15 protein-coding genes are annotated in these 13,029 nt (G+C 39.5%); 7 read left to right on the top strand and 8 right to left on the bottom strand.

From position 1 onward, the window contains the following. Positions 1-924: a DMT family transporter gene (locus CWC18_RS12630; RefSeq protein ID WP_138590822.1), complete on the bottom strand. Its 924-nt coding sequence runs from the start codon at positions 922-924 to the stop codon at positions 1-3. A 194-nt stretch (positions 925-1,118) separates the two neighbouring features. Between CWC18_RS12630 and CWC18_RS12625 the strand changes: the two genes are divergently transcribed. Continuing rightward, entirely contained in the window at positions 1,119-1,475 is a 357-nt protein-coding gene (locus tag CWC18_RS12625) for a RidA family protein (RefSeq protein WP_138590820.1), read from the top strand. A 369-nt stretch (positions 1,476-1,844) separates the two neighbouring features. On the opposite strand, the gene CWC18_RS12620 is transcribed toward CWC18_RS12625, so the two are convergent. From CWC18_RS12620 to rplU, 5 genes are all read right to left on the bottom strand, one after another. After that, positions 1,845-2,219: a DUF3718 domain-containing protein gene (locus CWC18_RS12620; protein WP_138590818.1), complete on the bottom strand. Its 375-nt coding sequence runs from the start codon at positions 2,217-2,219 to the stop codon at positions 1,845-1,847. An 80-nt stretch (positions 2,220-2,299) separates the two neighbouring features. Continuing rightward, complete coding sequence (gene folA, locus CWC18_RS12615) at positions 2,300-2,791, bottom strand: type 3 dihydrofolate reductase (RefSeq protein WP_249348296.1); 492 nt, start codon at positions 2,789-2,791, stop codon at positions 2,300-2,302. Between the two features lie 63 nt (positions 2,792-2,854). Then, positions 2,855-4,015, bottom strand: coding sequence for an Obg family GTPase CgtA (gene cgtA / locus CWC18_RS12610; RefSeq protein WP_119862123.1), 1,161 nt, complete (start codon positions 4,013-4,015; stop codon positions 2,855-2,857). Between the two features lie 169 nt (positions 4,016-4,184). Continuing rightward, on the bottom strand, positions 4,185-4,442 hold the full coding sequence (gene rpmA, locus CWC18_RS12605; RefSeq protein WP_010361516.1) for a 50S ribosomal protein L27: 258 nt from the start codon (positions 4,440-4,442) through the stop codon (positions 4,185-4,187). Between the two features lie 17 nt (positions 4,443-4,459). Continuing rightward, positions 4,460-4,771 (bottom strand): 50S ribosomal protein L21, encoded by a 312-nt coding sequence (gene rplU, locus CWC18_RS12600; RefSeq protein ID WP_010361515.1) that lies wholly within the window; start codon positions 4,769-4,771, stop codon positions 4,460-4,462. A 367-nt stretch (positions 4,772-5,138) separates the two neighbouring features. Between rplU and ispB the strand changes: the two genes are divergently transcribed. Continuing rightward, positions 5,139-6,110 carry an octaprenyl diphosphate synthase gene (ispB, locus tag CWC18_RS12595; protein ID WP_138675384.1) on the top strand — a complete coding sequence of 324 codons (972 nt, stop codon included), beginning with the start codon at positions 5,139-5,141 and terminating at the stop codon, positions 6,108-6,110. A gap of 89 nt (positions 6,111-6,199) precedes the next feature. On the opposite strand, the gene CWC18_RS12590 is transcribed toward ispB, so the two are convergent. Together CWC18_RS12590 and mutY are read right to left on the bottom strand one after the other, a co-directional pair. Next, positions 6,200-6,475 (bottom strand): oxidative damage protection protein, encoded by a 276-nt coding sequence (locus tag CWC18_RS12590; protein ID WP_119862125.1) that lies wholly within the window; start codon positions 6,473-6,475, stop codon positions 6,200-6,202. A 34-nt stretch (positions 6,476-6,509) separates the two neighbouring features. Then, entirely contained in the window at positions 6,510-7,568 is a 1,059-nt protein-coding gene (gene mutY, locus CWC18_RS12585; RefSeq protein WP_138590814.1) for an A/G-specific adenine glycosylase, read from the bottom strand. Between the two features lie 126 nt (positions 7,569-7,694). Here mutY and trmB point away from each other — a divergent pair, with 126 nt between their 5' ends. The 5 genes from trmB (at position 7,695) to arcA (ending at position 12,685) form a co-directional block, all read left to right on the top strand. Beyond that, positions 7,695-8,420: a tRNA (guanosine(46)-N7)-methyltransferase TrmB gene (trmB, locus tag CWC18_RS12580; RefSeq protein WP_138590812.1), complete on the top strand. Its 726-nt coding sequence runs from the start codon at positions 7,695-7,697 to the stop codon at positions 8,418-8,420. Between the two features lie 32 nt (positions 8,421-8,452). Continuing rightward, positions 8,453-9,490, top strand: coding sequence for a methyltransferase (locus CWC18_RS12575; protein WP_138675383.1), 1,038 nt, complete (start codon positions 8,453-8,455; stop codon positions 9,488-9,490). 236 nt (positions 9,491-9,726) lie between these two features. Then, positions 9,727-11,346, top strand: coding sequence for a sensor histidine kinase (locus CWC18_RS12570; RefSeq protein WP_138675382.1), 1,620 nt, complete (start codon positions 9,727-9,729; stop codon positions 11,344-11,346). Between the two features lie 17 nt (positions 11,347-11,363). Next, a complete protein-coding gene (locus tag CWC18_RS12565) occupies positions 11,364-11,861 on the top strand; it encodes a YfiR family protein (RefSeq protein WP_249348295.1) in 498 nt (165 codons plus the stop codon). 107 nt (positions 11,862-11,968) lie between these two features. Continuing rightward, the gene (gene arcA / locus CWC18_RS12560) at positions 11,969-12,685 is read left to right on the top strand and encodes a two-component system response regulator ArcA (protein WP_119862130.1); all 717 of its coding nucleotides are present in this window, start codon (positions 11,969-11,971) and stop codon (positions 12,683-12,685) included. The last annotated feature ends 344 nt before the right edge of the window (positions 12,686-13,029 follow it).

Genomic DNA, 13,029 nt, shown 5'->3' with positions numbered 1-13,029 from the left:
TTACTTTATCTGCTGATTTTTATAATTCAAAAGATAAACTGCCGACAATGCTAATACCCCACCGCTACCCACAATCAGTGATAGCGATTCACCAAAATACCAAGCAGAGAGTCCCATTGCTGATACAGGTACTACCAATACAAACGAACTAGAACGACTTGAACCTAACTTTTGAGTCGCCAAAAAAAACACACTGGTTGCGATACTCACCACAACGGTTGATAAAAATAGCATATGCTGCCAATACTCAATCGGATAGGTCGTTACTGACTTCAATGGGGCATATTCAAATGCCAACCCATAGCTAATAATACTGGCACTTCCATACATCAAAGTACTAAACAGTAAAAAATCTGCATATCTGCCTCCAACCTGACTCACCAAAGTAAGAATGGCCCAAGTCAGTGCAGCTAAAATAAAATACAGATTTCCCGATACCATCAGCTGTTCAAGATTGAAGTCCCATATTTCAATCATCATTAATCCACCGCTCAGCCCAAGCGTTAAGCCTGCGATCTGTAGTTTGCTTAATTTCTGTTTGAACACGATGACAGTTAATAAACAAGTAAACAATGGGTTGAGCGTTGTCACCAACATTCCCCCTTTACCTGGTAATCCATCATTGAGACCCAAAAAGAATAACTGATTATATGCAGCCAGCAGCAAACCAGCCGGCACAGACCACATTACCGCTTGACGCGTAAACCTCAGTTGAACCCACTTAAATAGGTGCATGACGAATAAAATAGGTAACATACTAATAGTTGCGATGGCTAAGCGATAAAAGGTGGTCACCTTAGCAGGGGCCATATCTGCAATTATTTTCCCCGAAACCCAGCTAGCGCCCCATATCAGCATAGCCAAAATAAGTACGAGCACTAGTGTAGCCTCTGTCGTATCATTTTCTCTGTTGGCAACGTCCACTCAATTTCCTTACTTGTTTATAAAATTTACGCCCTAGAGTGTACAGGATTGTTTTATATGGTACTTCGTTACAGGACGAACTATTTTGAGACATGCGTTTTTCTGGCTTAAGGCATGACAATTATTACCCGTTCTAAGTACCTTGCGGTACAATATTACGATAGATTATTTTTAGTAATATTAAAGGAACACTTATGAGTATCGAACGTAAGCATACAAATCAAAGAATGAGTCGGATTGTCACGCATAACAATACTATCTACTTATGCGGTCAAGTATGTAGTGACGCAACAAAAGATATTACTGAGCAAACCCAAACTATGCTTGATAAAGTAGATGCGCTGTTACTAGAAGCAAATAGTGACAAAGAACATGTATTAAGCGCAACCGTTTATATCAGCGATATGGCTAACTTTAAAGCAATGAATGACGTGTGGGATGCTTGGGTGCCTGAAGGTCATGCGCCAGCTAGAGCATGTGTACAGGCTGCAATGGCTAGGTCCGAGCTACTTGTTGAGGTCTCTATTGTCGCAGCTTTAAAAAACACTTAAACGATACGATATTGATGGTGGCTGAATCCACTTTAGCCGCCTCTCAGCTTCTTAAGCTCTAGTTCTTATATTCATACTTAATTTGATATATTTGAGTTTTACATCATTAATCAATAAGGTAAAAATAAGTTATAAGACGATGTGGTTATATCAGTAATAACATAATGAATAACTGCGTAATAAGTACAGTATTCGCTAAGTGATTAAACATTCTATTATCACGCCAATATCCTTCGGCATTGTGATAATAAAAACAGATAAAAAGTATTAATAAAGGGGACTAACTTTTTTAAAAAAAACCTCAGGGGATCTAAGGTTTTTTACTCTTCCAACTTAGTACGCGATACACGTCTTTAAGTTACAAATAAATTATAAGCCTGCTCGTGCTTTAATAACAGCAATCAATGGCGAACCACTATGTCCATTGCCTTCGGCCCATGAAATGTCAGCACCATCTTTTAATACTTTTTTTGGCAGGTTTTTAACGATATATTCACCAGTCCCCGCAGCATTACTTGCAATTGCGTGGCGTAATAAGTTATTACCATTACACAGAATTGCATCATAAATATTGCGAATTTTCACTCGTGAACTTTTTAGTTTTTTACGTAGACGGCTTTTATCGTCTGCTGCAACATATTCACACAAAGACGCTGCAAGTTGTGCATCAGCGTTGGCATTGTGGCTAAAAGACAAAGACGCGATACACAAAGAAGCTGATACAAGCACGGTAGTTAATTTCATTTTAAACCCTTTAATAATACTTTATTCGTATGCAAATACTTATATAATTGTAGCAACCAATATAATTGTTAGCAACAAACTCATAATTTTTTCTGCAAGGTTACGAATTTATAACTACATTTATTTTTTTCATTAGGTTCATGACTTTGCGTGTCAACTATGGTCCAATCAGACACTTTCTCATAATCAGGGAAGCAAGTATCACCGTCAACGTGTAAGTTAATAAAAGTGAGGTATAATCGTTCGCATAAAGGAAGAAACTGCTCGTAAACTAATCCACCACCAATAATCATGACTTCCTCTGAACCAGCGGCAAGCTTAAGCGCAGCATCTGCAGAAGTCACTACTTCAATTCCTTCTGCATGATAGTTGCTATTGCGAGTAATAATGATATTACGTCTATTGGGTAATGGTCTACCAATCGACTCGAATGTTTTTCTACCCATGATCACGGGTTTATTTAAGGTGATACGCTTGAAGTGCTGAAGATCTGCGGGTAGATGCCAAGGCATTTTATTATCTTGTCCAATTACACGATTGTGTGCCATAGCTGCGATCATTGAAATTATCACATGAACTCCTATCATTTTTTAGTATTGAAAAAGGGCTAAAAAGCCCTTTATCATAAACTGTTACTACCTTTCGTAGACCACTTCTACGTCGTAGTCATCCTCGTCCCAGTCATCATCCCAATCATCATCATCTTGTGCTTCTTGGGCGGCTTTACGGTGGTATGTATCCCACTTAAACTCGACTTCTTCTTGCTCTTGCTCCGCCTCAAACTTATCTTTAGGCATACTGTCTAGCAATGTCATAATATCGTAGCATAATGGCTGTGTATTTAACTTGTTTATTGCTGAGACTTGATAAACCTTTTCTGCATCAAGTTCTTGTGCGATTCGCTCACAGATGGCCTCAGCTTCATCTTCAGGTAATAAGTCAATCTTATTCAACACTAACCAGCGAGGCTTCTCTGCAAGCTTAGGACTATACTGATGTAGTTCATTGATGATAGAAAATGCATTATCAACCGGATCTGTCCCATCAACTGGCATAACATCAATGATATGTAGTAACACTCGACAACGTTCTAAGTGTTTCAAAAATCGAATACCTAGACCCGCGCCATCCGATGCACCTTCGATCAAGCCTGGAATATCGGCGATTACAAATGACTTACTCGCTTCTGGGCGAACAACACCTAGATTAGGGATAAGCGTTGTAAATGGGTAATCTGCAACTTTTGGCTTAGCCGCCGATACACTTCGGATAAAGGTCGATTTACCTGCATTAGGCAAACCAAGTAAACCAACGTCGGCAAGAAGTAATAATTCTAGTTTTAAATTACGAACTTCCCCTTTTGTACCCAACGTTTTTTGTCTTGGGGCACGGTTAACACTTGATTTAAAACGTGCATTCCCCAAACCATGAAATCCCCCTTTCGCGACAAGTAACTTTTGTCCATGTTGTGTTAGGTCACCTAGTGACTCTTCTGTATCTACATCACTAACACGTGTGCCTACAGGCACTTTTAAGTAAAGGTCTACCCCTTTCTTACCGGTACAGTTGCGCGACTGACCATTTGTGCCACGTTCAGCACGGTGAAAACGTTCAAATTGATAATCAACTAACGTATTCCAGTTTTCATCTGCTAGTAAGTATACACTTGCACCATCACCACCATCACCGCCATCAGGGCCGCCATCAGGGACATATTTTTCACGACGAAATGACACAATGCCACTCCCGCCATCGCCCGCTTCTGCACGAATTTCAACTTCATCGACAAACTTCATGGTTACTCTCTTTTGACTGGGGGGTTCTGATCCCGAAGTATAATACTAATAAGACAAAATCTTTAGTCATTATTGCAGTTTGCTTAACTTGCACTGCTAATTACTTCGCTGGGGGGTTCTATAAAAACAAAAAACCCCGCCGTAGCGGGGTTTTTTTAATCTTTACCGATTACTCAGCAACGATACTAACGTATTTACGGTTTAAAGGACCTTTTTGTTCAAAAACAACTTTACCGTCTGCTTTTGCAAAAATTGTATGGTCTTTACCAATACCTGCGTTAGAACCAGCGTGGAAACGAGTACCACGTTGACGTACGATGATGTTACCCGCTAAAACTGATTCGCCACCAAAACGTTTCACACCTAAGCGTTTACTTTCTGAATCGCGACCGTTACGAGTACTACCAGCTGCCTTCTTATGTGCCATCTCTCTGTACCTCTAAATTAAGCGCTAATGCCAGTGATTTTAACTTCAGTGAACCATTGACGATGGCCCATCTGCTTACGAGAATGCTTACGACGTCTAAATTTAACGACCTTAATCTTCTCACCGCGACCGTGTGAAACAACCTCAGCTGTCACTTTACCACCGTTTACGAACGGGGCACCGATCTCGATTTTCTCACCATCAGCAACTAGAAGTACTGAATCGAATTCAACTGCTGCACCAGTCTCAACGTCTAGTTTTTCTAGACGAATCGTTTGACCTTCAGTCACACGGTGCTGTTTACCACCACTTTGGAAAACCGCGTACATAATTAACTCCGCTTGTGCGCCCTCAAATCGACGCAACTTAATATTCTTCAATAGGGCGCGAAGTTTACGCTAATGCGAATCTACGTGCAAGCCCAATTTGATTTAAACTGAATAAAAAATAGCGGCTAAGAGAGCGAATAATTATTTTTTGCTAGTTTATCCAAAAAAGCACATAAACCAAAGCGCTTTTTTACACTTTTGGAGCTACAGCAAACACATCAAAAAAACACCTTTATTTGGCTATATATTCAACAGCATGGCACTTGGTTATGTTTTTTTTTTACTGTTATTTGACAAAATATCGAGCTTAGTGAAAAAGTGTAGTACACTCGCCTCGCTTATCTATTTTAACCTGGCTTGGAGTACGATGGATATCAAAACGATCCAGACGTTGATCGAAACCGATATGCAAAACGTCAATGAACTAATACACGCACAAATGCAATCTGACGTTGCACTAGTTAACCAGCTTGGTCTGTATATTGTTAACAGTGGTGGCAAAAGAATTAGACCGATGCTTACTTTATTGGCAGCAAAGGCGCTTGCACATCAAGGCGATAAACACGTTACTTTGGCTACAATTGTCGAGTTTATTCACACCGCAACGCTTTTACACGATGACGTAGTAGATGAATCAGCATTACGTCGTGGCGAACCGACTGCAAATGCAGAGTTTGGCAACGCTGCCAGCGTGTTGGTCGGTGACTTTATATACACCCGCTCATTTCAATTGATGGTTGGTTTGCAAAACATGCAAGTAATGCAGATTTTAGCCGATGCAACCAATATTATCGCCGAAGGGGAAGTATTACAGTTAATGAACTGTAATGATCCTGACACGACTGAAGAAAGTTATATGCAGGTAATATATAGTAAAACGGCTAAGCTATTCGAAGCTGCGACTTTACTTCCTGCCGTTGTTCTTGAACAATCAAACGAAATACAAGACGCCTTAAAGCTTTATGGAATGCATTTAGGCACAGCCTTCCAACTAGTTGACGATGTTCTCGATTACAGTGCTAATGCAGAACAAATGGGCAAAAACCTTGGTGATGATCTAGCTGAAGGTAAACCAACGCTTCCTCTTATATATGCAATGCGCCATGGCAGGCCTGAACAGGTCAACCAGATCCGTAAAGCAATAGAGCAAGGAAATGGGTTGGAGTATTTAGCCGATATACTTGTTACATTACGTGAAACAAAAGCACTGGATTTTGCAATAGATAAGGCAAAGGATGAAGCAAACAAAGCCATTAATATGTTATCCATACTCCCTGATTCAAACTATAAACAAGCACTGATCGCATTAGCTGAATTATCGGTATCGCGAGATCATTAGACAATTCAAAGCTGTTGTTGATATTAAAAAGCCGCTATAAAGCGGCTTTTTAATGGTAGTAATCAAAAATAATGAAGGGTTATAGAGCGTTACTTTTGCTCCGGAGGTCGATACCCTTCAATTTCTACTTCTTTATTTTCAAACAAAAAGCCTACCATTTGCTCTTCAAGTAACTCTCGGTGTGCTGGGTCCATCATATTTAAATGCTTTTCATTTATTAACATGGTTTGCTTGTGTTGCCATTGTTGCCACACTTCTTTTGAAATGTTGTTGAAGATCTTTTCACCAAGCTCTCCTGGATAGAGCTGAAAATCCAATCCAGGAGCATCTTTTTGTAATTTTTGACAAAATATAGTACGGGCCATAATTCATTACCTAATTAGGGAAGATACTCATAGTTTAACTCATTGCGCTTATGACTTTAACTAACTTTTTAGTCGGTGCCGCTAAACCAACTTGGGCAGGATCATTTAAGTCATACCATAACAATGGCTGTTCATGCACACAGTCAGGTATGCTATCTAAATGCAGAATTATTGGATTAATAGTTAGCTCAAAATGAGTAAATATGTGTACAAAAGGTGCTAGAGAGTGAACCTTACCCTCAACGCCCTGTTGCGTCAAAAATAGTTCAACTTGCTCCAATGTTTCAAATTCAAAAAAACCAAATAACCCACCCCATATGCCCGAACTCGGCCTTTTTTCCATCAACAGTTTATTCTCTGTTTTTATCATTAAATGATACGCAGATTTTTTGGGTTTCTCTTTTTTGGGTTTTGAATTAGGAAAAGCTTTTACTTGGTTATGTTTGTGGGCAAGGCAATCAGTCACTAGTGGGCAAGCCTGACAATCAAAGTTAGCTCTAGAACACACACTCGCCCCGAGATCCATCATAGCTTGATTAAATTCAGTTACATTACTTTGTGGGGTTATTTTTTCCGTCAATGCCCACAAGGCATTTTCTACTTTCTTAACACCATACCACCCTTCTACCATAAAAAACCGCGCTAAAACCCGTTTCACATTGCCATCTAAAATAGGATGATGTTGCCCCAATGCTAATGATAAAATTGCGCCTGCAGTAGAACGGCCTATACCTGGTAAAGCAACGACTTGCTCCATTGTATAAGGAAATTGGCCTTGATAGTCATCACGTACAATTTTCGCCGTTTTATGTAAATTCCTTGCTCTCGCGTAATACCCTAAACCTGTCCAGTGATGTAGCACTTCATCTTCTGGTGCATCTGCTAAATCAATGATGCTCGGAAACCGCGCCATAAAGCGGTTAAAATAAGGAATAACTGTCACCACTTGAGTTTGTTGCAGCATCACTTCTGACACCCATACTTTGTAGGGGGTTTTTTCTAATTGCCACGGCAATGTTTTTCTACCATGAAGGTGATACCAGCTAACAACTTGGTCAGCAAACCATTTAGCCTGACTATTTGATACTTGCATTGACGGTGCACTTTACTAATTCTACTTGGCCGCCAGTGTAAGGGGCTTTTAAAAACAGTCAAGCTATTGTACTTATCGCGCCGAACAGGGATAATATGCGCCCAATTTTCACTGTGCAGAATGACTATGAACGATTCGAGTAAAACTAGGCTTGAGCAAGCTCAGCAAGAAGGCAAATATATCCGCAGAATACGCAGCTTTGTAAAGCGCGAAGGTCGCTTAACTAAAGGCCAAGCGGCGGCCATTGAAAAATGCTGGCCAACCATGGGCCTCGAGCACAGCCAAGGTTTACTAAATTTATCAGAAGTCTTTGGCAATGATAACGACGTGGTGCTGGAAATTGGCTTTGGTATGGGTAAATCATTGGTTGAGATGGCTAAGAATGCACCTCATCTAAACTTTATTGGTATTGAAGTGCATAAACCTGGTGTAGGGGCATGTCTAATGGAAGCCGACGAAGCCGGAATTACCAACTTACGTGTCTTTGAGCATGATGCAGTAGAAGTTCTAGCAGACTGTATTAAAGATGCGAGCTTGAGCACGATGCAACTATTTTTCCCAGATCCTTGGCATAAAAAACGCCATCATAAGCGCCGTATTGTGCAACTGGAGTTTGTTGAAAGCCTGCGTAGTAAATTAAAAATCGGTGGGATATTTCACATGGCGACTGACTGGGAAAACTATGCCGAGCATATGCTTGAAGTCATGAACGCGGCCCCCGGCTATGACAATCTATCAGAAACATCTGATTACATGCCCCGCCCAAACAATCGTCCTCTGACTAAATTTGAGCAACGCGGCCATCGTCTCGGACACGGTGTTTGGGATTTAATGTTTAAACGCTGCAATTAAGGGCATGTGCCCTTTCTAACTTAAGAGATCTTATGAGCCAATTATCAAACCCTAGTTTATTGTTAATGCGCAATGAAGAAGAATTGCACGCAGACCAGGTTTTAGTTATAAATGCCAATAGAGACGGTTTTTTATCACAACTAAAGCAGTTAAACCCAAACGGAGATGTTCACGCATTTAGTTATAACATTGCAGATCATCAAGCTGCTGAGCAATACTCAGGGGTTTTAAGCTCGGTTGATCATAGTTTACCTGCGATAGACGATTTAGACCTCATCATCTACTTTTATCCAAAATCAAAACCTGAAGCGATGATGATGCTCGATAATATTAGGGCGATTGCAACCAGCAAAACTCGATTGCTCGTCGTTGGGCACAATAAAGGTGGCGTGAAATCTGTAGAAAAGCAACTCAAACCGCATGCTGAACTATTTTGTAAACTAGACAGTGCAAAACATTGTGTTTTATACGAGTTTTCAGAACTACACCTACTTACTGAATTTGACATTAAACACTATAAAACTGAGTTTACAGTCACTGTAGGGGATCTTGAGTTTAGTGCGATTAGCCTACCAGGAGTATTCAACCACGGTAAGCTTGATGTCGGTACCAAATTATTATTAGAGAACATTGAAGTACCGTATAAAGGATCTGTACTGGATTTTGGCTGTGGTGCAGGCTTAATTGCTACTTTCATGGGCTCTAAGCAAGCTGCTTTAAAATTACATTGCTTAGATGTAAATGCACTTGCATTGTATGCAACAGAACAAACACTTCAACTAAATGGTTTATCTGGAGAGCTTATTCTCAGCGACGGCCTCAACAATGTACCAGGGCAATATAATTTACTTATTAGCAACCCGCCATTCCATACAGGTATTGCAACCGACTATGGCATTGCTGACCGGTTCTTGAGCGATAGCAGACAATTTTTAAAGTCTAAAGGGAAGATTCAAATCGTAGCCAATAACTTTTTAAAATACCCGCCTATACTTGAGCAACAATTTGGCACCTACACAACACTTGCTAAGAACACTAAATTTACCGTTTATCAAGCGGAAAAAAACTAGTCCCCCCTCCCTGTCGCTTATCTGATCGGATAAAATAACATGAAGAATCAGGGATTTTTTGTTATTTTATCCATTCTCTTTGCTACACTTGTGAATAGTTTACAGTCATTGAATCAAATCTAGATGTTGTATATGTTCCGAGAACGGTTAGTGGCACACTACTCGCTCCATAAACATAGCACAGCCATAACAACATATTTGGATCATATTTCTAAAACGTTGAATAAAGGTCCGTAATGGCTAAGAAGGCACCAAAAACAAGTATAAGAAAGGTTCTAGTTAGTGCAGTAATGTTGGTTACTGCTCTGTGTTTGTCGTTATCTATCTCAATCTCTACCTATCTTGATGTCAAAGAACAAAAAAAGTTAATTATTAATAAGTTAGATATGATAGCGGAGATCATCGCATTTAATGCACAGATCACGTTAATTTTTGAAGATCGAAAAACAGAAGAAAAGCGTCTAAAATCATTTAATGAAGTTGAATTAGTCAAAAATATTCACATTTATGACATTGATGACGTCACAAATAAACCAGTCTTTTTCACCAGCTATAACGCCAGTAAAACTCCGCCTGTACCATTAAAAGTTAATAGTGTTAATGAGTTAAAAGTACCTAAAATAACTGCAGATTATATTGAGTTAATTAAGCCTGTTGTTTATGAAGGAAAAATAGAAGGCTATGTATATATCAGAGGTGGATTAGAAAGGTTAAATAAATACATAAATACAAAAATAATAGTTGATATAATGTTAACCCTATTTGTTTTGGTGTTAGTTTTATTAGTTGCTAGAGGTATACAAAAAAGAATAGCAACACCCATTGAGGCACTTTCTCTTTTACTGCAGGATGTTTCTAAAAACCATAATTATAACGCTAGAGCAGAAAGAAGTAATATTGAAGAAATAAATATACTTGCCACTAACTTAAACCTCATGCTGGCTCGAACTCAAAACCAGTTAGAACGCCATAAAGCTGATAAACAAGAAATTAAACAACTTAACCAAAGTTTGGAAGGAAAGGTTAACCAACGTACTATCGCCCTCAGAGAGGCAAACCAAGAGCTTCTTAATACGCTCGAACGTATGCACCAATATCAGAACCAAATTGTAGAAAATGAAAAAATGGCCTCACTTGGCCAAATGGTTGCTGGTGTCGCCCATGAGGTTAATACCCCAATAGGGTTAGGTGTAACAGGCTCTACTCTATTAAGAGACAAACTTTCAGACATTAAAACCGCCTTCGAACAAAAGAGTCTCACATCAAAGCAACTGGAGCGCTTTATTGGCGATGGTATTGAAAATCTAGATTTGATATATCGGAACCTTAACCGCGCAGCCGATCTCATATCTAGCTTCAAGCGAGTTGCCGTCAGTCAAGACTTAGAGCTTAGTTCAGATGTCAATATCACTAATTTACTAACAAACATCATCACCGCGATGAAGGCAGACATTGCTGTAAAACAACCTGTAATAGATATTCAATGTGCCGACGGCTTAACTATCAGTAGTAAGGCAGGGCCCTTGCAGCAAGTCTTTGAGCAACTTATTTCTAACTCTTTACTTCATGCGTTTAAAGGCATTGAAAATAATAGCATCGACATCAATATTTCCCGATCGAACAATCAGCTTTCTATTTTATATACCGATAATGGCTGTGGCGTGCCAAATTCTATTCGCAAACGAATTTTTGATCCTTTTGTGACAACAAAGCGTGGTGAAGGTGGCAGTGGCCTAGGTATGCATTTAGTCTACAACTTGGTAACACAAGCACTCAATGGCAATATTGCTTTAGATGAGGATTATGCCAGCGGAACTCGATTTATCATTAGCCTACCATTAGTTGAGATTGGGTGATGCGAGGCATAATCATTATGCTCATCGTATTTGCTAACTACGCAAATGCGAAAACTCCAAATGAGGTGCGATCCGCGTTTTTATATCAAATGGCAAAGTTTATTGAGTTCCCTAATCAACAAAAAAAAGCAACAACACGCTTCTGTTTTTACAGTATTAATAAAGGCCCTGGTGCTATTTTATCAGAGAATAAAAACCTAACTGTACGTAACCGCCCTATAGAAGTTATTAAAATAGATAAAAATACAAATATAATGGAACTTTCTCAGCAGTGTGATATCACATACATTGATGAACTGAATGAAAATGATATACTGTCTACTTGGACCGATACAACCTCTTTAAATATGGTTTTGGTTGGAGACAGCATTAAGTTCCTTGAGGGCGGTGGTATAGCCTCATTGGTCCAAGAAGGGAGTAAAATCCGGTTGTATATAAATAGGCGACAGATAACTCAGCATAACTTTACTGTGTTATCGAGATTGCTTGCAGTTTCTAAGTTTCATCCCAACTGATTTTACTTGTTAACAATTGAATATACTCCTATAATCGTAAATATTCGGTTTTATTAGATAGTGCCGAATTACATGTAAATAATATATTCCGAAAAGGTTAATTTATAATGCAAACGCCAGTCATTCTGATTGTAGAGGATGAAGACGTAACTCGCCTGAACCTCGTTAGTTTATTTGAAGCAGAAGGTTACAAAGTAATTGAAGCCATTGATGGCGATGACATGCATGACAAACTGACAACGCATGACGACGTCAACCTTGTTGTTATGGACATCAATCTTCCAGGCAAAAACGGCTTGATCTTAGCGCGTGAATTACGCCAGAAGAGAAACATAGGTCTAATTTTCCTAACCGGTCGCGATAATGATGTTGACCGTATTTTAGGGCTAGAAATTGGTGCCGATGACTACATTACAAAACCATTTAATCCACGTGAGTTGACCATTCGGGCTCGCAACTTAATTTCTAGAACAGGTTCTTCAGGTGAAGAGTCAGCAATAGAAACTAACGGTGTGATCACATTCAACGGCTGGGAACTAGATGAAAACAGCCGCTGTTTAACATCACCAGCGGGTGAAGCTAAACGCTTACCAAAAGGTGAGTACAGAGCACTTCGTTTAATGCTAGATTCTCCAGGCCGCATATTCAGCCGCGAGCAACTAATCAAGCATATGACAGGTCGTGAACTGCGTGCCAATGACCGAACTGTTGACGTTACGATCCGTCGTATTCGTAAGCACTTTGAAAGTGACACCAATACAAGCGAGCTGATCAGTACAATTCATGGTGAAGGTTATCGATTCATCGGTAAAATTGACGGCTAACCATAAAAGTTATGGTTTAAGCGGGTTTTGCAAATATATAAATATAAGGGGGCTATTTGGCCCCTTTGTTTTGTTTCCTAGGGCCTAGAACTAACATTATTAATGAATGTTGATCACAGCTAAGTCACAGGCCTAATGACCCAACACATACTCGAGTTCTCATTCACGATAAGCCTAGACTTAATACAAAAAGCATACGACTACAGCTTTAATTTGTGCCATCATTCAGTGCTTATAACGGGTCAATTAAAGAGTAACGAATAACACGTTTTCAAACAGTATTGCACATCATTAGTTTTTGCACACAGCTAAGTAACTATCCCTCTAGCCATACTAGCCATACT

This window comes from Pseudoalteromonas aurantia, from assembly GCF_005886875.1.
GTDB lineage: Bacteria > Pseudomonadota > Gammaproteobacteria > Enterobacterales > Alteromonadaceae > Pseudoalteromonas > Pseudoalteromonas aurantia_A.
Note: the sequence above shows the minus strand (reverse complement) of the source record. Positions and strands in the feature narration are given on the sequence as shown.